The 24658-nt window shown below is 68.9% G+C and carries 19 protein-coding genes and 1 pseudogene; 12 read left to right on the top strand and 8 right to left on the bottom strand.

The window, feature by feature from the left end:
- Nucleotides 1-166 precede the first annotated feature (166 nt).
- The 9 genes from ABIS05_RS09395 to fahA all read left to right on the top strand — a co-directional run bounded on the left by ABIS05_RS09395 (nucleotide 167) and on the right by fahA (nucleotide 10769).
- On the top strand, nucleotides 167-2875 hold the full coding sequence (locus ABIS05_RS09395) for a TonB-dependent receptor (RefSeq protein WP_348009324.1): 2709 nt from the start codon (nucleotides 167-169) through the stop codon (nucleotides 2873-2875).
- A 181-nt stretch (nucleotides 2876-3056) separates the two neighbouring features.
- Nucleotides 3057-3890 carry a TetR/AcrR family transcriptional regulator gene (locus tag ABIS05_RS09400; RefSeq protein WP_348009325.1) on the top strand — a complete coding sequence of 278 codons (834 nt, stop codon included), beginning with the start codon at nucleotides 3057-3059 and terminating at the stop codon, nucleotides 3888-3890.
- Nucleotides 3891-4055: 165 nt separating this feature from the next.
- Nucleotides 4056-5003 carry an ABC transporter substrate-binding protein gene (locus ABIS05_RS09405; protein ID WP_348009326.1) on the top strand — a complete coding sequence of 316 codons (948 nt, stop codon included), beginning with the start codon at nucleotides 4056-4058 and terminating at the stop codon, nucleotides 5001-5003.
- 5 nt (nucleotides 5004-5008) lie between these two features.
- Nucleotides 5009-5833 (top strand): ABC transporter ATP-binding protein, encoded by an 825-nt coding sequence (locus ABIS05_RS09410; RefSeq protein WP_348009327.1) that lies wholly within the window; start codon nucleotides 5009-5011, stop codon nucleotides 5831-5833.
- Entirely contained in the window at nucleotides 5820-6593 is a 774-nt protein-coding gene (locus ABIS05_RS09415; RefSeq protein WP_348009328.1) for an ABC transporter permease subunit, read from the top strand. The genes ABIS05_RS09410 and ABIS05_RS09415 overlap by 14 nt, the downstream gene beginning before the upstream one ends.
- Nucleotides 6590-7351, top strand: a complete 762-nt coding sequence (locus ABIS05_RS09420) for an ABC transporter permease (RefSeq protein ID WP_348009329.1) — start codon at nucleotides 6590-6592, stop codon at nucleotides 7349-7351. Before ABIS05_RS09415 ends, ABIS05_RS09420 begins: the two co-directional genes overlap by 4 nt.
- A gap of 30 nt (nucleotides 7352-7381) precedes the next feature.
- A complete protein-coding gene (locus ABIS05_RS09425) occupies nucleotides 7382-8191 on the top strand; it encodes a cyclase family protein (protein WP_348009330.1) in 810 nt (269 codons plus the stop codon).
- Nucleotides 8192-8317: 126 nt separating this feature from the next.
- Nucleotides 8318-9436, top strand: coding sequence for a porin (locus ABIS05_RS09430; RefSeq protein ID WP_348009331.1), 1119 nt, complete (start codon nucleotides 8318-8320; stop codon nucleotides 9434-9436).
- Nucleotides 9437-9467: 31 nt separating this feature from the next.
- The gene (gene fahA, locus ABIS05_RS09435) at nucleotides 9468-10769 is read left to right on the top strand and encodes a fumarylacetoacetase (protein ID WP_348009332.1); all 1302 of its coding nucleotides are present in this window, start codon (nucleotides 9468-9470) and stop codon (nucleotides 10767-10769) included.
- Nucleotides 10770-10806: 37 nt separating this feature from the next.
- Here the strand turns inward: fahA and ABIS05_RS09440 are convergent, their stop codons facing one another.
- From ABIS05_RS09440 to ABIS05_RS09465, 6 genes are all read right to left on the bottom strand, one after another.
- Nucleotides 10807-10998 (bottom strand): hypothetical protein, encoded by a 192-nt coding sequence (locus ABIS05_RS09440; RefSeq protein WP_348009333.1) that lies wholly within the window; start codon nucleotides 10996-10998, stop codon nucleotides 10807-10809.
- A 6-nt stretch (nucleotides 10999-11004) separates the two neighbouring features.
- A complete protein-coding gene (locus tag ABIS05_RS09445) occupies nucleotides 11005-11805 on the bottom strand; it encodes an ADYC domain-containing protein (protein WP_348009334.1) in 801 nt (266 codons plus the stop codon).
- Nucleotides 11806-11834: 29 nt separating this feature from the next.
- A complete protein-coding gene (locus ABIS05_RS09450; protein WP_348009335.1) occupies nucleotides 11835-12422 on the bottom strand; it encodes a pentapeptide repeat-containing protein in 588 nt (195 codons plus the stop codon).
- A 173-nt stretch (nucleotides 12423-12595) separates the two neighbouring features.
- Complete coding sequence (locus ABIS05_RS09455; RefSeq protein WP_348009336.1) at nucleotides 12596-15337, bottom strand: NB-ARC domain-containing protein; 2742 nt, start codon at nucleotides 15335-15337, stop codon at nucleotides 12596-12598.
- 25 nt (nucleotides 15338-15362) lie between these two features.
- Nucleotides 15363-15983 carry a YceH family protein gene (locus ABIS05_RS09460; RefSeq protein ID WP_348009337.1) on the bottom strand — a complete coding sequence of 207 codons (621 nt, stop codon included), beginning with the start codon at nucleotides 15981-15983 and terminating at the stop codon, nucleotides 15363-15365.
- Complete coding sequence (locus tag ABIS05_RS09465; RefSeq protein ID WP_348009338.1) at nucleotides 15980-16762, bottom strand: SDR family oxidoreductase; 783 nt, start codon at nucleotides 16760-16762, stop codon at nucleotides 15980-15982. The genes ABIS05_RS09460 and ABIS05_RS09465 overlap by 4 nt, the downstream gene beginning before the upstream one ends.
- Before the next feature lie 127 nt (nucleotides 16763-16889).
- Here ABIS05_RS09465 and ABIS05_RS09470 point away from each other — a divergent pair, with 127 nt between their 5' ends.
- Together ABIS05_RS09470 and ABIS05_RS09475 are read left to right on the top strand one after the other, a co-directional pair.
- Nucleotides 16890-18563, top strand: a complete 1674-nt coding sequence (locus ABIS05_RS09470; protein WP_348009339.1) for an electron transfer flavoprotein-ubiquinone oxidoreductase — start codon at nucleotides 16890-16892, stop codon at nucleotides 18561-18563.
- Between the two features lie 66 nt (nucleotides 18564-18629).
- On the top strand, nucleotides 18630-19445 hold the full coding sequence (locus ABIS05_RS09475; RefSeq protein WP_348009340.1) for a DUF72 domain-containing protein: 816 nt from the start codon (nucleotides 18630-18632) through the stop codon (nucleotides 19443-19445).
- 3 nt (nucleotides 19446-19448) lie between these two features.
- On the opposite strand, the gene ABIS05_RS09480 is transcribed toward ABIS05_RS09475, so the two are convergent.
- Together ABIS05_RS09480 and ABIS05_RS09485 are read right to left on the bottom strand one after the other, a co-directional pair.
- Nucleotides 19449-22334: an insulinase family protein gene (locus ABIS05_RS09480; protein ID WP_348009341.1), complete on the bottom strand. Its 2886-nt coding sequence runs from the start codon at nucleotides 22332-22334 to the stop codon at nucleotides 19449-19451.
- Nucleotides 22335-22437: 103 nt separating this feature from the next.
- Entirely contained in the window at nucleotides 22438-23052 is a 615-nt protein-coding gene (locus ABIS05_RS09485) for an FMN-binding negative transcriptional regulator (RefSeq protein WP_348009342.1), read from the bottom strand.
- Nucleotides 23053-23275: 223 nt separating this feature from the next.
- Here ABIS05_RS09485 and ABIS05_RS09490 point away from each other — a divergent pair.
- Nucleotides 23276-24658: pseudogene (locus ABIS05_RS09490) on the top strand (hypothetical protein); the annotation flags it as partial.

The raw sequence follows: 24658 nt of genomic DNA on the forward strand, positions 1-24658 counted from the left end.
CTCCTTGTTCCAACGCGCCATGATGACAGACGGCTCGTGACGACCTGCCTCCTACGAACGATAAACGGCGTGGCGCGCGCGAGACGAAACTCATCTCTGGAGACCGACCGCTAGCGCAACGGTGCCTAGACTCGCGCCCAATCACCCAGCCGATTGGAGCCCGCAGATGAAAAACCCTTGTCCGTCCCGCATTGCCCTGGCCGCCGCGCTACTGGCCATGACCTGCGCCGCCCAGGCCCAGTCCACGCTTGAGCGCGTTGAGATCACCGGCTCGGCCATCAAGCGGATCGAGGGCGAGACGGCGCTGCCGGTGCAGGTCATCACACGGGCCGAGATCGACAAGGCCGGCGTGACGACAGCCGCCGAACTGATCGCGCGCCTCAGCGCCAGCGCCTCTAACCTGACGGACGGCGGCAGCGTGGGCTACGGTGGCTTTCGCGACCAGATGGGTCTCAATGCCGCCAACCTGCGCGGCCTGGGCGTGTCGTCCACGCTGGTGCTGCTGAACGGCCGCCGCGTCGCCAACTTTGCGTCGCCCGGCGATGCCGCCGGCGTGGACCTGAACAGCATCCCGGCGGCGGCCATCCAGCGCGTCGAGATCCTGCTGGACGGTGCCTCGTCGCTGTACGGCTCGGACGCCATCGGCGGCGTCATCAACTTCATCACCCGCAAGGACTTCACCGGCGTCGAGGTCAGCGCGCTGGCTGGCAACACGACCGAGGGCGGCGGCGCCAACAAGCGCTCGGCCACGCTGGCCGGCGGCTTCGGCGACTACGGCCGCGACGGCTTCAACGTGATGGCCGTGCTGGACGTGCAGAAGACCACGAGCCTGAACGCGTCCAAGCGCAAGTTCATCAAGGATCTGGACATCCCCGGCCGCCTGCCGGACCTGCTGTCCAGCGCCGGCTTCCCCGGCAACATCAAGCTGGACGAGAACCTGCCGGGCTCCGAGCAACGCGATCTGCTGATCGAAGAAGGCTACAAGGCCAACGGCAAGGACGTCATCAGCGGCTACACGATCAACCCGGCGGCGGCCACCGGCTGCAACGCGCCGGCCACGCTCTACCTGCCCGACGGCATCGGCGGCGTCGACGGCTGCACCTACGACTACATGCGCGACATCGAGCTGTACCCGAAGTCGAAGAAAAGCAGCCTGTTCACCCGCGGCGTGTTCAACCTCGGCGGCGGCCACCAGTTCTTCGCCGAAGCCTCACTGGCACGGGCGCGCACCCTCTACACCGGCACGCCCAACCGCGTGGATGCCGAGATGGACGTCTCGCTGGTGCCGGCGCTGAAGAACACCGGACTGGCGGCCTTCGAAGCGGGCGACGAGCGCCGCATCCTCGTCGTGCGCACCCGGCTCCAGGAGGCTGGCCTGCGCACCAGCGAGCTGGTGTCGTCGACCAACCGCTTCGTGCTCGGCACCAACGGCGTCCTGGCGGGCTGGGACTATGAATGGGCGCTGAACCACAGCACCAGCAAGGTGTCGGATCGCGACTACCAGGGCTACCTGAACGAGCAAATGATCATGGACGGCTTTGCCGCCGGCACGCTGAACGCGTTCAGCGCGTCCGGCGCCGCTGGCCTGGCGCTGTACGAGGAGGCACAGATCCGCGGCGAGGTGCGCCGAGCGACTGGCACGATGGACAGCCTGGACTTCAAGGCCTCCAAAGCCCTCGCCAGGCTGGCCGGCGGCGACCTGGCCCTGGCCTTCGGCGGGGAACTGCGCCGCGAGAAGCAGAACTACCACCAGTCCGACGCGCTGAAGAACGACCTCATCCTCGGCGAGACCTCGCAAGGCCCCGACTCCGACTTCGGCAAGTCGCGCCGGGTCGGTGCGACCTTTGCCGAGATCAGCGCACCCGTCACCAAGCAGCTGGAACTGCAGGCCGCGGTTCGCTACGAGCGCTACCAGGTCAGCGGCGGCGCGGTCAGCCCGAAGCTGGGCCTGAAGTACGTGCCCTCGCCCGAGCTGCTGCTGCGCGCCTCCGTGGGCAAGGGCTTCCGCGCGCCCAGCCTGTCGGACCTGTACCGCCCGCTCACTCAGGGTTCGTCGGCCACGCTGGTGGACCCGGTCTGCCTGGCCGCCGACCCCACGAACACCGTGACCGACTGCTCCGACATCTGGGTCACGCTGAACTACAGCAACCCCAATCTCAAGCCGGAGAAGTCGCGCCAGTTCTCGGCCGGCGTCGTCTTCGAGCCGCAGCGGGGCGTCAACCTCAATGTCGACTACTGGAACATCGAGAAGCGCAACCTGATCAGCACGCTGGGCGTGGACGTCATCCTCGGCAACCTCACCAAGTACGGGGACCTCGTCCACCGCGACGAGGACGGCGACATCGACGCTATCGACCTGATCAAGGCAAACCGCGGCAAGCAGCGCATCTCCGGCCTGGACTTCGGCATCGCGCTGACCAACCTCAAGACCGGCGTGGGCCAGTTCGGCCTGCGCCTGAACGGCACGCTGACGCTGAAGTCCGAGCAGCAGACCGGCGACGGCGACCCCTACGTCAGCAACCTCAACGTCTTCATCAACGACGGCGTCGTGCAACGCTGGCGCCACACGGCCAGCGTCGACTACGAAACTGGCCCCTTCTCGTTCACGCTGTCCAACACCTATCTGTCGCGTTACAACGACCAGCACGTCATCGGCAAGCCGGACCGCAAGGTGGATGCCTATTCGCTGTGGAACCTGTCGGCGGCGTGGGAGGCCACGAAGGCGCTGACCCTGCGTGCCGGCGTGCAGAACCTGTTCGACAAGGCGCCGCCGTTCTCGCAGCAGGCCTACTTCTTCCTGAGCGGCTACGACCCGAGCTACACCGACCCGCGCGGCCGCTTCGCCTACGTCAGCGCGAAGTACTCGTTCAAGTAACGAGCGCGCGCGCCCACTCCGGCAAGGCGACGGCCTTGTCGGCCTGGGCGTCGCTCGTTGTCGCGCCGTCCCCGGCGTAGATGACGCGAGGCAGGTCGGAATAACGGCATGCGCCGGTTTGTACGGTCGTTCAGTTCAACGATTAACATGCCCGGCGCCCACCGCCTCCCAAGATTCGCCCATGCCCGCCAACAAGACGCCGAAGCTCGCATCGGACCCGGACGCCCCCGCCAGCCCGCCCCTGAGGCGCGTGGCGACAGGTCGCGCCAGCCAGCGTGAAGCGCAGCCCGACCGTCGCACCAACATCCTGCTCGCGGCCGAGAAGCTGTTCGCTCTGCGCGGCTTCCACGCCGTGTCGATCCGCGACATCGCGGCTGAGGCGGGCGTGCCCCTCGCGCTGGTGGGCTACTACTACGGCGCCAAGCATGAGCTCTATCACGCGATCTTCCAGTCCTGGAGTTCGGCCATCGAAGGCCGCCTGGAAGCCCTCCGGGCCGCAGTGGCGGAGCCGGACGTCGGCCTCAGGCTGGCGCGCATCCTGGACTCCTTCGCCAGCCCCCTGATTGCGCTGCACCAGCATCCCGAAGGCCAGTACTACGCCCAGATGGCGGCACGCGACCTGGCCGCGCCGACACCCGAGGCGGAACGGGCCAACCTTGAGTTCTTCGACCCCCTGGCGAACGCGTTCATCGACGCCCTGATGACCACCGCTCCAGGCGTCAGCCGGGGCCAGGTGGCCTGGTGCTACCAGTTCATGCTGGGCGCGCTGCTGCACTTCCTGGCGGACAAGCGTGTCGAGCGTCTGTCCCGGGGCGAGAACCGTGCGGCCGACCCCAACGCCAAGGCCACGTTGCTGGCCTTCCTGAGCCACGGATTCCAGGCCGTCACGGGCGCCCCCAGCGGCGCGCCGCGAGTCGCCAGGGCTTCGCCGGGCAAGCAGCCGGCCGGTTCGCCGAAAACGTCGAAAACGTCGAAGAAGCCGACCAAGTCGACCAAGTCGACCAAGTCGAACTAGGCCTGCCACGCGATTCGGGGTCAATCGGTGTCGTCCACGTTTCCCCTAGTTTGTACGGTCGTTCAATGTATTGCACACTTGTTCAACGACGGGTGATCGGATCGCCCCCCGGCTGCGGCCGGATCGACAGACGACACCGCCTCATTCACGAAGGAGACAAACACAATGGACTCGACCCTCAATCGGCGCAGCTTCGTGGCGGCCGGCGTCGGCACCGCCCTGCCCCTGGCCCGGGCGGCGGAACCCACCCGGCTGGCCTACGGCTACTCGGCCGTCACCGACTTCGCGACGGTCTTCGTCGCCGCCGAGCACGGCATGTTCGCCAGGCAGGGGCTCGATGTCGACCTGCGCTTCATCCCGCTCAACCCGACCATCCTGCCGGCGGTGCAGTCCGGCTCGCTGCAGATGGGCGGGCCGACGCCCACGGCCTACCTCCAGGCGGTCTCCGGTGGCCTGGATCAGGTCGTGGTCGGCGGCGGCGGGGCCCTGTCCAAGACCTTCACGGAGGTCGGGTTGGTCACCAAGCCCGGCGCCGGCATCACCAGCGCGGCAGATTGCGCGGGCAGGAAGATCGCCGTGCCGGGCCTGGGTGCGCTGCTGCACGTCGTCTTTCGCCAATGGCTGAAGATGAGCCACGTCGACCAGAGCAAGGTGAGCTTTGTCGAGGCGCCCTTCCCGCAGCACGCCGACCTGCTGCGTGCCGGCACGGTCGACGCCGTGGTCACCGCCGGCCCCTTCATGGCCCGCATGCTTGCCAGCGGGGAGGCCAAGGTCGCGGCCTATTTCTCCACCTTCCTGCCCGACGGCCCGCCGACGGTCGTGCACATCGCCACGCGGGAATGGGCACTGAAGAACCCGGCGGCGGTGAAGGGTTTCCGCAGCGCCATTGGCGAGGCCGCCCAGTTCATCGCCAAGCCCGGCAATGAGGCCGCCGTGCGCGCCGCGCTTGGCAAATACCTGAAGCTGCCGGCGCCCGTCGCCCAGGCCATGCAGATCTCGCCCCCGGCGCCGGTGGTGACTGCGAAGCATCTCCAGTACTGGGGCCAGTTGATGCGCGAGCAGGGCTACCTCAAGAGCGAACCGGACTACGCCAGCCTGATCGCCAAGGCCTGACGATCATGGCTGCCCATCCCGTGCTCGACATCCGGACCGGAGGCGCCGCAGCGCCGCGCGAAGACATCCTGGAGTTCGTCAACGTCGCCATCAGTTTTGGCGGCCAGGAGATCCTCTCCCCGACCGACTTCAAGGTCGCGCGCGGCGAGTTCATCAGCATCATCGGCCCCTCCGGCTGCGGCAAGACGACGCTGCTGCGTGCCGCGGCGGGCTTCGTCAAGCCCAGCGGGGGTTCCGTGCAACGGCGTGGTCAGGTGATCGAACGCCCCTCCCGCGAGGTGGCCTTCGTGTTCCAGGACTACGGCCGTGCCCTGCTGCCGTGGCGAACCGTCCAGGGCAATGTGGAACTGGCCCTGGAAGCCGCCGGCGTCGCCCGCGCGCAGCGCGGCCCGCAGGCCCGTGCCGTGCTGGACACCGTGGGCCTGCTGGCGCACGCCGGGAAGTTCCCTGCCCAGTTGTCCGGCGGCATGCAGCAGCGCGTGCAGATCGCGCGTTGCCTTGCGCAGAAGCCGGACCTGCTGATGATGGACGAGCCCTTCGGCGCCCTCGACGCGATGACCCGCGAGAGCCTCCAGGATGAGCTGGCCCGCCTGGTGCGCGAGACCGGCCTGACGGTGCTGTTCGTCACCCATGACCTCGAGGAGGCCATCTATCTCGGCGACCGCGTGGTGGCCCTGCGCGCCTATCCGGGCCCGGGGCGGCCCAGCCTGGCCCGCGTCATCGACGTGAACCTCCCCAAGCCGAGGGATCAGCTGGCGACCAAGGAGCATCCCGAGTTCCTGCGCCTGCGGCGCGAGCTCTACGGCTACCTGGGGCATGGCCATGGCTGATCCCCTGATGGGGCTGCTTCGCCCCCTCGCATTGCCCCTTGCCGCGCTGGCCGGCCTGGAAGCGTTCGCCAGGACGCTGGGCCGGGACAGCGACAGCCTCGCCGCGCCGACGGCCGCAGTCGTCTCGTTCTTCTCGGCGCTGAAGGATGGCTCCCTGCTGCAGGCCACCGCTTTCACGCTGAGCTGCGCCGGGCTGGGGCTGTTGATCGGCATGGCGCTGGGCCTGTTGTTCGGCCTGCTGACGGGCCTGTCGCGGCGCGCGGCGGCGACGAGCTTTCTCACCGTCGAGATGCTCCGCCCGGTGCCGTCGGTGGCGCTCATCCCGATTGCCATGCTGGCCTTCGGCTTCGGGGTCTCGATGGAGGTGAGCGTCATCGCCTTCGCCACCTTCTGGCCCATGCTGATCCTCTGCCAGAACGCCGTGCGTCAGCTTGAGCCCCGCCTGATCGAAGTCAGCGCCGCGCTCCAGCTGACCCCGACCCAGCGGGCCGTGAAGATCGTGCTGCCGGCGGTGCTGCCCCGGCTCTTCGTGGCATTCAGGCTGGGCGTGGCGATTGCGTTGATCGTGGCCGTGACCGTGGAGATCGCCGCCAATCCCGACGGCATGGGCTACGCGCTGATGCTTGCCCAGCAAAGCCTGTCCCCCGCGCTGATGATGGCCTGGCTGGGGTGGATCGGCCTGGTCGGGTTCGCCATCAATGCGCTCGCGGAGCGTGTCCAGCGAGCGGTGGCGCGCCGGATGGGCGAGGTGCAGCGATGAGGCGCAGCCACGTCGTCGACGCCCTCTGTTCCCTGGCGATGCTGGCCGCCGTGGGCGCCGCCTGGTGGCTGGCCACCAAGTTCGGCTGGGTCAGCCGGGTGTTCCTCCCCTCCCCGGCCATCGCATTCGACAGCCTGGCGGACGGCCTCGCCAACGGCCAGCTGCTGGCCTTCACCCTCGCGACCCTGGGCCGGATGGCCATGGGCTGGTTCCTGGCCTCGTTGCTGGGCATCGTGCTCGGCGCATGGATCGGCAGCTCGCCGGTCGCGCGAGCCTGGATCGAGCCGACGCTGGAGTTCCTGCGCCCCTTGCCGGCTTCGGCATTGATCCCTCTGGCCATCGCCGTCTTCGGCCTGTCCGCCGGCATGGTGCTGGCCGTGGTGGCGATCGGCGCGATGTGGCCGGTGCTGCTGGCGACAAGCCACGGCGTCGCGTCGGTCCATGTGCGGCTGAAGGAAGTGACTGCGGCCCTGCAGCTCAGCCGCATGGACTACCTGCTCAAGATCGGCTTGCCGAACGCGATGCCCGACATCCTGGCAGGCATGCGCCTGGCGATGACCGTGTCGCTCATCGTCTCGGTGGTCGGCGAGATGGTGGCCTCGCAACCCGGGCTCGGCCAGGCCGTGCTGCTGGCGGCGCGGTCCTTCCAGTCCGGCGAGCTCTTCGCCGGCGCCCTCCTGCTGGGCCTCATCGGCTTCACCAGCAACGTCATCCTGGCTGTCGCAGAGCGGCGGCTCCTTCGCTGGCAGCGTCCCTGACGCCATCGTCCCATCCCTCAAGGTTCCTCCATGTCACGCCGCTTCGTTGATCTGTCCATCTTTCTCGAGAACGACATCGCCTCGGACCCGCCCGGGCTCGAACCGAAGATCACCTACTTCACCCACGAGCACACCTACGAGCAGATCGCGCCGTTCTTCCCCGGCCTGCGCAGGCAAGACCTGCCCGACGGCGAGGGCTGGGCGGTCGAGCTGGTCCAGCTGTCCACCCACAACGGCACGCACCTCGACGCGCCCTGGCATTTCCACAGCACGATGGACGCGGCGCTCGGTGAGAAGCGGTCGGCGATCGCCATCCACGACGTGCCGCTGGAATGGTGCTTCCAGCCCGGGGTCAGGCTGGACTTCCGCCACCTGCCCGATGGCCATGTCGTCACCGCCGATGAGGTCGAGGCCGAGCTCAAGCGCATCGATCACCAGCTCAAGCCGCTGGAGATCGTCGTCGTCAACACGCGCGCCGGCTCGCGCTACGGCGAGCGCGACTTCGTCAGCGCCGGCTGCGGCATGGGCTACGACGCGACCCGCTACCTGCTGGACCGCGGCATCCGCCTGACCGGCACCGATGCCTGGAGCTGGGATGCCCCCTTCGTCCACACCGCCAAGAAGTACGGCCAGACCCAGGACGCGTCCCTGATCTGGGAAGGCCACAAGGCCGGCCGCGACATCGGCTACTGCCACCTCGAGAAGCTGCACAACCTCGAGTCGCTGCCGCCCCACGGCTTCTACATCTCCTGCTTCCCCCACAAGATCCGCAACGCCTCAGCGGGCTGGACCCGCGCCGTCGCCATCTTCGACGAGTGCCTGCAGGCCTCCTCGCCGTAGCGCCCTAGCGCTCCAGGCCCCCAGCGCGCGAGCGCGCTCCCTCCCCAGGTTTCTTGTTTTGCCTCCATGCCCGGCATGGGGGCAGGGCATGACTCGCCCCTCAGTCCAACAAATCGGAGACAGACCATGAACCCCAAGCGCATCCTTCACGCCGCCCTGCTGATTTCGGCATGCGGGCCCGCCGCCGCGCAATCGAGCGTGACCGTGTACGGCGGCCTCGACGCCTTCGCCGGGCGCATGACCGGCCCGGCCACCGGCGTCAACGCCGTCGACAAGCCGATCTGGAAGCTCGACGGCGGCGGCCTGTCGACGAGCTATCTCGGCCTGCGCGGGGCCGAGGACCTCGGCGGCGGCCTGAGCGCCAGCTTCGACTTCGCCACCTTCCTGCGCAACGACACCGGCGCCTCCGGCCGTGCCGACGCCGTCCCCGCGCCCGTCAGCGTGGCCGCCGATCCCTTCTGGTCGCGCTACAGCTGGGTCGGCCTCACCAGCAAGGACCTCGGCCGCGTCCGCCTGGGCAACATCACGACGCTGCTCTACCTCAGCAACATCACGTCCAACGCCTTTGCCGACTCGACCGTCTTCGGCCCCCTGAACCTGGTCACCCACATCGGCACACCCCAGGCCGGCGGCACCGGCTGGAGCAACTCCGTGGTCTACGACAGCCCGAACATGGCGGGCTTCGTGTTCAACCTGGCACGCTCCATGTCGGAAGGCCAGGGCGGCGCCAACTCCGGCGCGCGCATCGCCTATGCCCAGGGCTCGTTCGCGGCGTCCCTCGCCTGGCAGTCGGTGAAGAAGGATCCGACGACGTTCGCCGATGGCACCTCCAGGAACAACGTCAAGACCTGGATGCTGGGCGGCTCCTACGACTTCCAGGTGGCGAAGGTCTTTGCGCACCTGGGCCGGCTGCAGAACAACGGCGTCGAAACGGCACCGCAGGACGTCGGCTATCGCATCACCGAAGTCAGCGTTCAAGTGCCCTTCCGTTCGGGGAACTTCCTGGCCGGCTACGCGCAGCGCAAGACCGGCGACACGCCCTCCCCGTCGCCCGCCACCGCCCCGGGCGGCAGTATCAAGCGCGCCGTGCTCACCGTCGGCTACGACTACAACTTCTCCAAGCGCACGGACGTATACGCCATCGCCATGAACGACAGGACGCAGACGCTCACGCTGCCCTTCCCGTTCTCGGCGGTCAGCGCCAACGGCAGCAGCTGCGGCGTCGGCATCCGCCATCGCTTCTGACACCGGCCACGGCATCGAGACAGGAGCAGCCATGTTGTTGAACGCCACACACGATCCGGCACTGCGGAGCTGGGTTCAATCCGCGCAGAACCCGGGCTGCGACTTTCCGATCCAGAACCTGCCCCATGGCGTGTTCAGGCGCCGCGGCCAGGACGAGCGCTTCCGCGGCGGCGTCGCCATCGGGAGCCAGATCCTCGACCTCGCGGCGGCCAGTGAGACGGGCGCGTTCAGCCCGGCCCTGGCCGCCGTCATGCAGGCGGCGCAGGCGCCCACATTGAACGGCCTCATGGCCATGGGGCCGCCGGCCTGGCGCCAGCTGCGCGGCGAGCTCTCACGGGTCCTGCGCGCCGGTGCGGCGGAACAAGGGCAGCTGGCTTCGTGCCTCGTGGCGCAGGCTGATGCGGAGTTCGCGCTGCCGGCGTCGGTCGGCGACTACACCGACTTCTTCACGTCCTGGCATCACATGCTCAACGCGGGGCGGATCTTCCAGCCCGACGCGCCGCCCCTGCCCAACTTCCGCTGGCTGCCCATTGCGTACCACGGCCGGTCGTCGACGGTGGACGTCAGCGGCGCGCCGGTGGGGAGACCGCACGGCCAGACGCGTCTGCCTGGCAACTCCGCGCCATCGTTCGGCCCGACCCAGCGGCTGGACTACGAGTTCGAACTCGCCGCATGGATAGGGCCCGGCAATGCCCGCGGCTCGCGCATCGCCGTGGATGAAGCCGAGGCGCATGTCTTCGGCTTCTCCATCCTCAACGATTGGTCGGCCCGCGACGTCCAGGCCTGGGAGGCCATGCCGCTCGGCCCCTTCCTGGCGAAGAACTTCCTGACCTCGGTCTCACCATGGATCGTCACCTTGGAGGCGCTGGCGCCCTACCGTTGCCCGCTGCCCAGGACCGCCGATGACCCGCCCACGCTGCCTCACCTGCAGTCGACGCAGCCAGCGGAACTGCAGGGGCTCGACATCCAGCTCCAGGCCTCGCTGCTCACCGCCCGGGGCGGTGCCGAGGAGTTCCCCCTCTCGCGCAGCAGCTTCGGGCATTGCTACTGGTCGGTGGCGCAGATGGTGGCCCACCACACCGAGGGCGGCTGCGCCTTGCGCCCCGGCGACCTGCTGGGCACGGGCACGCAGTCCGGCCCCGGCGACAGCGAACTGGGTTGCCTGCTGGAGCTGACGCGGGGCGGCCAGCGCCCCGTCCTGCTCGCGAACGGCGAACAGCGTCTCTACCTGGAGGACGGCGATACCGTCTGCCTGCGCGCCTGGTGCGAGCGTTCCGGTTCGGCCCGCATCGGTTTCGGCGACTGCCGCGGGACCGTCATCTCCGGCGGCTAAGCCCGGCAGCAGGGATTCACCGTCGACCGCCGCCGCCTCATGGCTCAATGCCCAGCTCCGCAGCGATGCGATTGATGAGGCTGTGCAGTGAAGCGACCTCGGCGCGCAACAAGGCAACCTCCTCATCGCGCGGCAACGCTGCCGCCATCGCATGCTCGATCGACGCCACCAGGCCGCACAGCAGATGCGCCCAGCGTGCCTCGCGCGCGCCCGGCGAGTGGCGCAGCACCCGCCTTCAGCGCGGAGTGGTATCCGCAGAGCGATTGAACACGGTCGCGCCGTGGGCACGGGCAAAGGCTTCTGTGCAAACAGCGCCGACCCGGCCGCGCAGCTGCGGGAAACGGGCCTCAAGTTCGCCGGCAGCTAATTTGCCAGCCACGCGCATGTGGTGCACACAGACGGCGCCGTGCTCGTTCCAGCCGGCTTCGAACACTTGGCTGGGCGACATGTCGGCGATTTGCAGGCCAGCGTCGTCGTAGACGTCGATCTTCTGGCCGTTTTCAGTGAAGGGGACGCCACCGCCACCGTAGTCGCCACGCACCATGCGCACACAGGCGTTGAACATCGGCAGCAAGGTGCCCCCTTCGGCTTTGGGGGACCACGGCGCGTATCCCATGCGCACGCACTTGGTCAGCGCGCCGTTGGTGCAGCTGACGGCGTAGCGCGTCGGATCGTCTGCCAGGCTGCCGTCGGCCTGCTCTCGGCCGGGCAGCACCACGGCGTAGTGGGTGCCATCGCTGTGCGCGGCGCATAGCGGTTGCCAGCCCTCAGCGGATTGCACTGACAGCTCATGAGCCCACCAGCCAGGGCCCGCACCGTCATTGGTGAGGCGGGCGCTGTCGATGCGCAGGACCGCGCCACCGGCCAGCCGAAGTTGCGCTCCCACCAGGTCTGCCGAACGCAGCGTGCCGCTGGCGGTTTGCAGCACCCATTCGCTGCCTTCCGCGCGCAGCGGCGAGGCCTCGGCGGCTGAGGCAGAAGCTGGTGCAACCAGGGCTGCTGCAAAGGCCAGCATGAAGGCGGCGAACAAGCGCATGACGGTGGCTCCGGTGAATGCGTGGCTTTTTAGCGAACCGCCAGCGTGCGGCCGTCTTGCAGCACGATGCTTTCGACGGCGGGCAAGCCACTTTCGCTGCCGGTCACGCCAGTTCCGTTGAGGGTGAAACCGTTGGCGCGAAGGCCGTTGACGACGAAGCCATTGATGCTGATGCCGTTTTGCTTCATGCCGTTGAAGGTCATGCCGTTCAGTTGCAGCCCGTTGAAGGTCATGCCGTTGAGGCTGAAGCCATTCAGGTTCATGCCATTCAGCTTCATGCCGTTGAAGGTCATGCCGTTCAGCTGCAGCCCGTTGAGGTTCATGCCGTTGAGGCTGAAGCCATTCAGGTTCAGGCCATTCATTTTCATGCCGTTGAGCATCGCGCCGTTCAAATTCATCCCGTTGAATACCGCGCCGTTGAGCTGGGCGCCGTTCAGGTTCATGCCGTTCAACTGAAGGCCGTTCAACTGAAGGCCGTTGAGCGAGAGGCCATTGAGCTGAATGCCGTTGAGCGACAGGCCGTTGGCGAGCGCGGCGGCGTTGGCGGCAGGAGCGATGGCCAGGGCGGCGGCGGTCAGGGTGGCAGAGATCAGGGCGCGGACGGTGGTGGTGTTCATGATGATTCCTTGGAAGATGGGTAACTGATGAGGGGTGGAGGACTACTTATCGGCTCAGAGACAGAGCCGTCGGCCTCGTCTGGAATGCAGTGTTGAAGCCGACCGTCAAACAACTGTCAAAAGTCCGTCAAACGTCCGCCACAGCCCCGCCGGGGCCTCCGCGCAACCCGCGCCTACGCTGCGGCCAACGCCAGCGCCACACCCTGGGCCGGCGTCAGGCTCTTGCCCTGCTCGAAGCAGGCGCGGCTGCGGGCGGCGCCCAACACCCGCCTGGCGATGCGCTGCACCCGCCGCAGTTCGGCTTCGTCTTCCGCCCACAGGGGCCCGAAACGCGCAGGCCAGTAGACGCTGAAGAAGCCCGCCATCTGCACCGCCTCCTCGGGCTTGCCGCTGCGCAGCAGCAGATAGGGCAGGTTGGACATTGCCGCTGCCATCTCCAGCGGCGCCAGGAGCTGCCAAGCCATGCGCAGGCTGGCGGCCGTGTCGGCTGCCGCTTCCGCCCAGCGGCGCAGGCCCATGAGCGCCCCGCCATGGACGTTCAGGCTCGCCGACAGCCGCATCCAGGCCTGCAGCCGCCGGGCCTCGTCGATGACGGGCTCGATCTCGGCGCGCATGGCCTCGTAGTTCCTGGCCCGGTAGGCCAGGATGGCCAGGTTGTAGCGCACCCGCATCACACCGATGCGGTCGCCGTAGGCTTCCCAGACGGCCAGCGCACCGCGTTGCAAGGCTTCGGCCTGCGCCAGGTCGTCGACGCGCACAACGTCGGCGCGGCAGCTTGCGATGCGCGCCTGCGTCACGACGTCGCCCAAGCCTTCGCTGATAGCCTGAGCTTCGTCCAGTTGAGCCAGCAAGGCCCGACTGCGCTCGCCAGCGTTGACGGCCGCCTGCGTGGCCATCAACAAGGCGTGGGCACGCAGCGCCGGGTGGCCGGCCGGCATCAAGAGCAGGCCCTGTTGGGCCAACGCCAGCGTCTCGTTGCCCCGCCCGCTGCGAAACAGCAGCCGGCCCAGCAAGGTCAGGCCGCGGCTCTTCTGGAGCGTGTCGTCGCAAGCCGCGACGGCGGCCTCCAGCGCCGCCACAGCGGCACCGGCCAGGCTGATCTCTTCGGCCGTCGGTGCCAGCGCCAGCGCCAGTTCGATGGCCGCCCCGGGCAAGCCGTCAGCCACGGCGTTGCTCATCGCCGCCACCAGGTTGGGCATCTCGGTCTGCACCGCTGAGAGGTCCGGCATGACCGGCAGCGCCTGCGCCCAACTGGTGGCCCATTGGCCATGCGCCTGGCGCAGGCGGGCCGCCGCCGGGCCATCCAGCCGGCGCTGGGCGAACTCCCGGATCGGCTCGTACAAGCTCAGGCGCACGGAGTCGCCGTCAGCCTGCGCCCGCAGCAGCGAATGCGACATCAATTCGTCGAGCATCAGCGGCATGTCGCGCGCCGCGCCGGGCTCGCTTGCGCACACCCGGGCCGCCGCTGCGGCCGTGAAGCCGCCCTGAAAAACGGTCAGCGCGGCGAGCAACTGGCGCAGTGCATCGTCCAGCAGGTCCCAACTCCAGTGGATGGTCTCCTGCATCGAGTGATGGCGTGTGTCGCGCCGGCCGCGCTGCGGCGCTCGGGCCAGCAGGTCCAGCGCACTGGCTTTGCCTTCCCGCGCCAGGCGCAGCGACGCGGCCATGTCGGCCGGCGACATGCTGCGCACCCGCGCGGCTGCCAGCTCGATGGCCAGCGGCATGCCGTCCAGCAGGTGCACCATGTCCACCACGGCGGCGCGATTGCCCTCGTGCAACTGGAAGTCGGACTTCGACGCCCGCGCCCGATCGACGAACAGGCCCACTGCAGGGCTCAGCGCCAACTCCGCCAGCGGCGCGTCGAGCTCGGGCAAAGCCAGGGCCTGCGCAACCACCTCGCGCTCGCCCGGCAACGCCAGCGCGCGGCGCGACGTGACCAACTGGTGCAGCAGCGGCAACTGCGCGCTCAGCTCGCCAACGACCTCCGCGCCTTCGTCCACCAACTGCTCGAAGTTGTCCAACACCAGCAGCACGCGGCGGCCGTCCAGCGCCTGCGCCAGCGTCGCCTGGGGCCCGCCTTTGCCGCCCGTCAAGCGCAGCGACAGCAGCATCTGGTCCAGCAACTGCTGGCGCGTGCGGCAGGCCGCCAGGGGTACGAAAACGATCATGTCGAAGGCGCTGCCGGCGCTTTGCGACAGCGTCTGCGCCACTTCCACGGCCAGGCGTGTCTTGCCCGTGCCGCCGGGGCCCATCAGCGTGACCAGGCGATGCTCGGCGACCTCCAGGCGCAGTAGCGCAGCCTGCGACTCGACGCCGATCAGGCGCGTCAGGTAGGCGGGCAAGGCTGGGCGATGCTGAGCGGGGCCGGCATCGGCGTCTGCGCTGGCGGCAGCGGGCGCAGCAACTGGCAAGGTTGCCGCGACCGGCGCGCTGGGCAGCCGCAGACGGTCGTGCAGGCCTTCCAGGCGCAACCGCTCGTCGCCAATCCACTCGTCAAAAAAGCCGGGCAACAGCTCGCCGGCGTACAGCGCGTGGGCGACTTCATGGTCGCCGCGCTTGAAGGCAGCCTCGAAGGCGACGGCGTCGCAATGCACTCGGTCGGGCATCAGGCGGATGCTGAGGCGGTCCGCCTCGATCACTTGGTAGCCGGCGTGCTCCGGCGGCTCCAACACCTGCTTGAGCGTGGACAAGGTTTGACGCAATCGCTGGCGGCCAGCGGCGGCTTCAGCATCCGGCCAAAGCAGCTCGACAAGCTCTTCGCGAGGGTGAGCGTTGCCCGGGCGCAGGCACAGCCGCGCCAGCAAGGCCATGGCCGCACGCGTGCCAAGCTTGCCGTGGCGCTGGGTGCCGTCGCTCAATTCGAAGGCACCGAGCAGGCGCAGGGTCCATCGGGCGGCGCCTGCAACGGCCGGCATGCTCAAGCCAGCCCCGTCCCTGACTTCACGGCGCGATGCCCAGCTCGGCGGCGATACGGTTGACGAGCTGGCGCAGCGAGGCGACCTCGGCGCGCAACAGGGCCACCTCCTCATCGCGCGGCAGCGCCGCCGCGATGGCATGCTCGACCGACGCCACCGGGCCGCACAGGAGGTGTGCCCAGCGGGCCTCACGAGCACCTGGCGCCCTGGCCAGCTTGATCGCAAAGGGCTGCTCGCGCTCGGCCAGCTCTTCCAGAAAGCCTTCAACCGACGACACATCCGCAAAGCGGTGCAGCCGCTCGGTGTTCTGGCGCAGCTCGGCCGCCGTTTGCGGGCCGCGCAGCATCATTTGAGCCAGCAATGCCATCGCGGCACCGGGCACGCCCATGCCGCGCGCAAAGTTGTGCTCGTAGCGCACGACGCGGTTGCCGCTGACCGTGGTGACGAGGTGCAGCGCCTTCAGTTCCTCCACCGTGGTCAGCACCTCCGACTCGCTCACGTTCATCACCGGGTCGCGCGCCGTCTTCTGGTTGCAGCCCGAGGTCAAGGCATTCGCAGACAGCGGGTAGCTGTCCGGCACGGTGCTTTCCTTCTCGACGAGGACGGCGAGGACGCGGGCCTCCAGCGGGGTCAGGTCACGCTTCACACGCCAAATCCGTCGTCGGCTTGAATCACCGCGCCATTGATGAAATGGCTCTCGTTGGCGCACAGCATCAGCAGTGCCGTGTCCAGGTCCTTGGGCTGGCCCACGCGCTTGCGCGGCAGCAGCTCGACGAGCTTCTTGCCCTGCTCGGTGCCCCAGTGGTGGTGGTTGATCTCGGTGTCGATGTAGCCCGGGCAGATGGCGTTCACGTTGATGCCGTACTTGCCCCACTCCAGCGCCATCGCGCGCGTCATGTGGATGACGGCGGCCTTGCTCATCGAATAGACGCCGATCTGGCCCAGCACGCGCAGGCCGGCCATGGAGGCGATGTTGACGATGCGCCCGCCCACGAACGAACCCGGCGCCGAGCCGCGCGCGCGGCCCAGCATGCGTTTGCCCACTTCCTGCGCGACGAAGAAGGCGCCGCGCGTGTTGGTGTCCATCACGGAGTCGTAGTCGTTCTCGGTGACGTCGGTGAGGCGCTGCGTGCGGCTCACACCCGAGTTGTTGATCAGGATGTCCAGCGTGCCCACTTCGGTCTCGGCGTGGGCCACGGCACTCTTGATGCTGGCCACGTCGGTCACGTCCAACTGCACGACGTGGGCGTCGCCGCCATTGCCTTCGATCTCGGCGCGCAGGTCCTTCAGCCGCTCGATGCGCCGGCCCGCCAGCACAACGCAGGCGCCGGCTTGGGACAGCGTGCGGGCGAACTGCGCGCCCAAGCCGCTGGAGGCGCCGGTGATGAGGGCGACGCGGCCTTCGAGGTTGATGGCGTAACTCATGAGACTGCTTTCTGAATGGGTTGCGGCGATCCTACCGGGCCAGGCCCGCGCACTAAAAAGCACGACCGTTCTTTTTGCAATTCAGCCTCTTTAGAATCGCGCGCAATTCAAAGCTGACGGAGCCTGCATGACATCCGAAGAAATCCTCGCCCAGTTCGGCCCCCGCGAATCTATGGAGTACGACGTGGTCGTCGTCGGCGGCGGCCCGGCCGGCCTGGCCACGGCCATCCGGCTCAAACAGATCAAGCCCGACGCCAACATCGTCGTGCTCGAAAAGGGCTCGGAGCCCGGCGCCCACATCCTGTCCGGCGCCGTGATGGACCCACGCGCCATCACCGAGCTGTTGCCGAACTGGAAGGAACTCGGCGCGCCGCTGAACCAGGCGGTGGCCAACGACGACGTGCTCTTCCTGAGCGAGACCGGCGCCAAGCGCACACCCGACTGGCTGGTGCCGCGCAACTTCCACAACCACGGCTGCTACATCGTCAGCCTGTCCGACGTCGTCAAGTGGATGGCGCAGCAGGCTGAAGGCATGGGCATCGAGATCTTCCCGGGCTTCGCCGCCGCCGAGGTGCTCTACGACGAGCAAGGCCGTGTGCGCGGCGTGGCCACCGGCAACATGGGCCTTGGCAAGGACGGCGAGCCGACCGACCACTTCCAGCTGGGCATGGAATTGCTCGGCAAGTACACCGTGTTTGCCGAGGGCGCGCGCGGTCACCTGGGCAAGCAATTGCTCGCCAAGTACAAGTTGACCGAGGGCAAGGACACGCAGACCTACGCCATCGGCGTGAAGGAGCTGTGGGAAGTGCCTTCGACCAAGGCCCAGCCCGGCAAGGTGGTGCACACGGCCGGCTGGCCGATGGAGGGCGACACCTTCGGCGGCGGCTTCCTGTACCACCTCGAAGGCAACAAGGTCACGCTCGGCTTCGTCATCGGCCTGGACTACGACAACCCGTATCTCAGCCCCTTCGACGAGATGCAGCGCTGGAAGGCCCACCCCGCCATCCGCGCCCACATCGAAGGCGGCAAGCGCATCGGCTACGGCGCCCGCGCCATCAACAACGGCACGCCGCAAGCCCTGCCCAAGACGGTGTTCCCGGGCGGCTGCCTGGTGGGCTGCGACGCCGGCTATCTGAATGCCGCCCGCATCAAGGGCAGCCACGCAGCCATCAAGAGCGGCATGCTCGCCGCCGAGGCCCTGGCGCCCGCGCTGGACGCCGGCCGCGCGCAGGACGAACTCACGGCCTACCCCGAGGCCTTCGAGAAAAGCTGGCTGAACGAGGAGCTGCAGCAGACGCGCAACTTCAAGCTCTGGTTCAAGAAGGGCAAGACCACCGGCCAGCTGATGACCGGCATCGAGCAGTGGCTGCTGCCCAAGCTGGGCGTGGCCAGCCCGCCGTGGACGCTGCACAACCACAAGGGCGACCACCAGGCGCTGCGCCCGGCCGCCGAGTTCCAACCCATCGCCTACCCCAAGCCCGACGGCAAGCTGACCTTCGACAAGCTCTCCTCGGTGTTCATCTCCAACACCAACCACGAAGAGAACCAGCCGGCCCACCTGACGCTGAAGAGCGACGCGGTGCCGGTGCAGATCAACCTCGCCAAATACGCCGGCCCCGAGAGCCGCTACTGCCCGGCGGGCGTCTACGAGTTCGTGCCCGGCGAGGGCGGCAACCAGCGCCTGCAGATCAACGCGCAGAACTGCGTGCACTGCAAGACCTGCGACATCAAGGACCCGACGCAGAACATCGTCTGGGTCACGCCGGAGGGCGGCGGCGGGCCGAATTACGCGGGCATGTAAGTCCGCTTGCATTCGCACCAGAGGGACCGATAGATTGCGGCCCTTCGGCACCCCTCTGGAGTCAGCGTGAGCGCAGCAAAGATCCGTGTAGGCATTGGCGGCTGGAACTTCGAGCCCTGGCGCGACAACTTCTACCCCAAGGGCTGGCCGCAGGCCCGTGAGCTGGAGTATGCGAGCCAGCGGCTGACGGCCATCGAGATCAACAGCACCTACTACGGCGCGCAAAAGCCGGCCACCTTTGCCAAGTGGCGCGACACCGCGCCCGACGGTTTCATGTTCTCGCTCAAGGCCATCCGCTACGCGACCCAGCGCCGCGTGCTGGCCGATGGCGCCGACTCCGTCAAGCGCTTCGTCGACAGCGGCATTGCCGAGCTGGGCGACAAGCTGGGGCCTATCGTCTGGCAGCTGGCGCCGTCGCACAAGTTCGATGTGGCCGACCTGACGGCCTTCCTGGAGCTGCTGCCGGCCGAGGTCGACGGCCTCAAGCTGCGCCACGCACTGGACGTGCGCCACGCCAGCTTCCAGTGCCCGGAGTACCTGGCGCTGGCCCGCAAGTACAAGGCGGCGACGGTGTTCACCGAGTCCGACGACTACCCGGCCATCGCGGAGCCCACGGGCGACTTCGTCTACACGCGCATCATGCGCACGCACAGCGACGAGCCGCTGGGCTGCAAGGCCGAGGTCTTCCCGGCGCTCGCCGCGGCCGCCCAGGCCTGGTCCCAGGGCAGTGAGCCCGAAGGCCTGCCGCGCATCGAACCGGCGCCCGCCCCGGCCGCCGCGCCGCGCGACGTCTTCATCTACTTCATCAGCGGCGCCAAGGAGCGCGCGCCGCACGCCGCGATGGCGCTGCGGCGTGCGCTGGGCGAGGCCGCCGGGCCCTGAGCCTCACTTCGGCGGCGTGGCCTCCGCGGCACGCGCCACCACTTCGACGGGCTTGCGGCTGCCGATGCGGTCGCGGAAGAAGGCCTGCACCTGCTCTGCGGTGACGGCCTGCAGCCCGGCCGTCTCGCCGAGCATGGCGCCCTTGTTGCGCGGCTCGGCCAGCACGCGTGGCAGCCAGTAGACCCAATGGCCATTGCCCTGCGGCGCCTGGACGCTGCGCTCGACCAGCGGCTGGCGCGCGCGCTGCACCTCGTCCGCGCTGACCGGCCGCTCCGCCAGCTCGCGCAGCTGGGCGCGCGCCAGGTCGCGGAAGGTGTCGAACTTCTCGGCTGGCGTTTCGATCTGCACGGTGAAATGGCCTTGCCCGGGCACATCCACCGAGCCGCCACCACCCACGCTGGGTGAATAGGCGATGCCCAGCCTCGTGCGCACGGTCTCCACCAGCCGGCCCTGGAACACGGCGGCCGCCACGCTGCCGGTGTACGACAGCGCGGGGTCGGCCCAATAGTCAGGCATGGCCCATTGCCAACCGATCACGGCCTGGTCGGGCCGGCCGCGGTGGTGCACCACGTGCGGCGCGCTGCCCTCGGCTGGCGGCGCCGCCTTCAGCGCAGCGCGCGCCGGGCGCGGCCGCTCGGCACCAGCGCCGAAGGTGGCCTGCACGGCGGCAATGGCGGCGTCCACGCCCACATCGCCGACGATGACCACGTCGGCCGCGCCGGCCAGCGGCGTGCGCAGCGCTGCGGCCACGTCCTCGGCGCGGGTGGCGGCGATGTCTGCCGCACTCGGCACGCTGCCCAGGCGCGCGTCGCCCTGGCTCATCACCCTGAGCAACTCGCGCATGAAGACCATGCCGGGCAGCGCTTCGAACTGGTTGGCCATCATGGGCGCCAGGCCGGCCAGCTTTTCTGCCATCTCGGGGCGAAAGCCCGGGTCGCGCGCATAGGCCGCCAGCACCTGCAGCTGGGCGGCGAGGTCGACCGGGCGCGTCTGGCCCTGCAGCACGAAGCTCCAGGTGTCGACGATCAAGCTCGCGTCGACCTGCTTGCCGCTGGCCTGGCGCCACTGCATCAGCTCGGCCAGCGAGCGCTTGCCCGTGCCGCCCAGCGGCAGGATCTCCACCGCCCACGCAGCATGCAACTGCTGCGGCGCCATGCCGCTGCGGCCCTGGCCCAGGCGCACGTGGACGGTGGCCTTGTCCTTCTCCTGCGCGGTGGGCTTGACCAGCAGGCGTGTGCCGTTGGCGAACGCCACGGCCGTGGTGCCCAGCTCGGCATCTGTCGTCTTGCTGACGATGGCGCTGGCCGGGCCGAAGTCGGTGTACGGCCAGTCGGCCGTGTTGGCTGCCACCTGGGCCACCAGCGGGCGCGACAGCGACTGCGCCAGCTGCTGCTCAAGCGCCGCAGTGCCCACGCCAGCCTTGGCGCTGCGGAACAACAGCGGCTCGCTGCCGCCGTGGCTGCGGCGCATCGCGGCGGTCAGCTCGTCGGCCGTGACGGCCGCAAGAATCAGCTCGGCCTCGGCGAGCATCTGGGCCGCGCTTTGATGCAGGCCCTCACTGTTGACCGTCATCAGGATCCCGTCGGCTATCGCCCCGTGCTGGCGCGTGGTGGCTTGCGCCGCGAGAGCCTGGAAATGGTTGCGCATCAGCGGCAGCAAGCGCTGCAGGTCGGCCGGCTTCACGCCTTCTGCCAGCAGCTGGCGCAGCACCTCCACGGCGGCGTCCAGCGCTGCGGGCCAGCGCTCAGGCGGGGCCAGCACGTCGAGCCGGGCCTGGCCCGCCACCTTGAACAACGTCGGCTGCAACGAGCCCTGCGCGCCGATGAACGGGCTGCCCGGCTGCAGGCCCCGGTCCGCCAGGTGCATGTTGAGCACGCCCACGGCCAGCTGCTGCACGAATTGCTCGCGCGCGGCGGCCAGCGTGGGAGGGCGGTTGTCGGGCGGCAGCAGCCAGCTCAGCGAGAGCTGGTCGGGCGCGCCATCGGCCACGAACTCGGCGGCTCGCTGCTTGGGCCTGGGCGCGCGAAGGTCCGGCGCGTCGGCGGTGCCCGCGCTCTTCCAGTCTGAAAAGCGCTCGCGGATCTGGCGCTCCACGGCGTCCACGTCGACGTTGCCCACGACGATGACGGTCGCGTTGTCGGGCCGGTAGTTGGCGGTGTAGTAGCGGCGCAGGCGCTCGGCAGTGGCGGCCTGGATGGTCTTCACATGGCCGATGGGCATGCGCTCCGCCGCGCGCGTGCCGGCCAGCGCTAACTCCTGCTGCGCAACGTAGGCCCGCAGGCCCGGCACGTCGCGCGTGCGCTCCTCGGCCAGGATCACGCCCTTCTCCTGCTCGACGAGCTTCGCGTCCAGCTTGAGCCGGTCGCCGATCTCGCGGAACAGCATCAGCCCCGTGTCCAGCGCGGCGGCATCGGCCTTGGGGAAGTTGAAGTGGTAGACCGTCTGGTCGGGTGCGGTGAAGGCGTTGGTGTCCGGCCCGAAGGCCAAGCCCTGGCGCTCAAGCATGCGCACCACCTCGCCGTCCGCCACGTCGGCGCTGCCACGAAAGACCATGTGCTCCAGGAAGTGCGCAAGCCCGCGCTCCTCGTCGCGCTCCTGCAGCGAACCCGCGCCGATGCGCAGCCGCATGGACACGCCGTCCTTGGGCGTCTCGTTGTGCTGGATGGCATAGCGCAGCCCGTTGGGCAGGCGGCCGAAACGCACCGCCGGGTCGGGTGCCCGCTGCGCCAGCTCGTGGCCCCACAGCGGGCCGGCGGCGGCTTGCGAGGCAGCGGCTGCGGGTAAGGCGGCGGCCGTCTGGGCCTGGGCTTGCAACGCCGGCAGTGCCAGCAGAAGGGCGGCGGCGAGTGCCGTGCTGGGTTTGAGGAAGATCGGCATGGTCTCGTGCATGAAGTAAGTCCGTCTTGCCACAGCGGCGAGGCCGGACGGTAGCGCTATCCAAACGCACGGGCCGAAAGAAATCTGGGGGAGGTAAATATGCCCTGGTCGTGCTTCAGCCTTCCAACCGCGCCATCCACTCCGCCGCCGTCCGCTCCTCGCCGCGCTCCGACGCCGCCAGCGCCTCGCGGATGCGGCCACGCTCCACCGCCGAGCGGTTCTGGCTCATCTTCAGCTTCAGTTCCCAGCGCGTCACGCGGATGCGAAAGCCGACGATGGCGGCGAGCAGCTTGTGCTGGTAGTCCTCCGGCAGGCCGCGCCACTGCTCGGCGTAGCCCGGGTCGAACCGTGCGATCAGGCGCTTGAGCAGACCGTCCTTGTCGGCAGCGCCGTCGATCAGTTCGATCTCGCCGTAAGCATGCAGGGCCGCGTAGTTCCAGGTCGGCACGTTCTTGACCGACTCGTAGTGGCTGGGGCTCACATAGGCGCTTGGGCCGCTGAACACGGCGAGCAGGCGCTGCTGAGCCGACAACCAGCCCCAGTGCGGGTTGGCGCGGGCCATGTGGCCTTCCAGCATCAGGCCCTCGCCCGGCACCACGACGAGCGGTACATGCGTGCCGAAGCTGTCGCCGCCCGCATCGGGCCCCACCAGCAGGGCCAGCGGTTGCTCGGCGATGAGGTGCAGCGCATGGTCAAGGTCGAGCGAAGCGAAGTGCTGGGGCAGGTACACGGCGAGCAAGGAGTGGATCGACAGATGGCAACATCATCGCGCACCAAAAACGAGCCACTGCGGCCGATCGCATTTATGTGACGACTTGCGCGCGTGGAGCCGTTAGCGTGCTCGCCAGCCTGCGACTCTCCTGCATGCTGCCGCGCGGTGCAACGGTTGGCACCGTCCCGCTCACATGCGACCTGGACTTCCATCTCAACCGATTTCGAAAGAGCTGCGCGCGATGAACAAGGTCTGGCACAAGGGTCTCCCTTTCAGCGCCGAGGTGCTGCCCTATCTGCGCCGCATGCCGCTGGTAGACGAGCACCGCGAGGCGCTGCTGCGCCTGCAGGGCGTGTGGGACAGCCTGGCCCTGCTGGGCCAGATGAGCGGCACGGCCACCGACATCGCGCACACCCGCACCGCCTTCCAGAACCTCACCGCCACGCTGCTGGACAGCCTGGCCCGGCGCCTGCGCAGCCACGCGCTGCAGCGCATGGACGGCAAGGCCCGCGTGGCCATCGACATCCTCGTGCGCAACCTGTTCGAGCGCACCGCCGACGTGGGCTTCCTCGCCGTGGACGGCCCGCTGTGCGCGCATGCGGCGCTGGACCCGTCGGACCCCGATCACGCCGCCAGCCGCGCCGCGCTCCAGGCCCGCTTCGCGGCCTACACCGCCAAGTACTCGGTCTACGACGACGTCATCGTGCTGTCGCCCCACGGTGAGGTGCTGGCGCGGCGCGACGAGAGCGGCCCACAGGACGCATGCCGCGAGCCCTGGGTCGCCGAGGCGTTGGCCTCCGGCGCGCCCTACTTCGAGCGCCACGGCGCCACCGCGTTGCTGGGCGGCCGGCAGGGCCTGATCTACGCTCGCGCGCTGCGCACGCCGGCCGGCACGAAGGAAGTGATCGGCCTGCTGTGCCTGTCGTTCCGGCTCGAAGACGAGATGGCCGCCGTGTTCCGCCAGCTGCTGGCCGGCCACGACGAGCGCTCGGTGATCTGCCTGCTGGATGCCCAGCAACGCGTGCTGCAGAGCTCCGACGCCTGGCAGATCCCGCCCGGCGCGCAGCTGCCGTTGAAGGGCGAACGCCTCTTCTTCGCCGGCCGCGACTTCCTCTGCGCCAGCGCCGGCGCCAGCGGCTACGAGGGCTATGTCGGCCCGCCCGGCTGGCAGGCCTGCGTGCTGACGCCACTGGAATGGGCCTTCGAGGCCGCCGAGGACCACGGTGCCAGCGAGGAGCTGCACCGGCTGGGCGCCACGCTCGACACGCGCCAGCTCTTCGACGCCGAACTGCAGGGCATTCCGCTGGAGGCCCGGCGCATCCAGCGCAACCTGTCGCGCACGCTGTGGAACGGCAAGCTGCGCAGCCACGCCCAGGGCGGAGGGGGCTTTGCCACGACGCTGCTCAACGAGGTGCAGCGCACCGGCGGCCAACTGCGCCAGGTGTTCGAGCAAGCCATCGATCAGTTGCAGAGCAGCGCGCTCGCGGCCGTCTTCGACGGCGCGCTGTTCCAGGCTCGGCTGGCCATCGACATCATGGACCGCAACCTCTACGAGCGCGCCAACGACTGCCGCTGGTGGGCGCTGGACGTGCGCCTGCAGCGCGCGCTGGCCGCACAGAGGGAC

The sequence above is a fragment of the Roseateles sp. genome, from assembly GCF_039929605.1.
Lineage (GTDB): Bacteria > Pseudomonadota > Gammaproteobacteria > Burkholderiales > Burkholderiaceae_C > Pelomonas.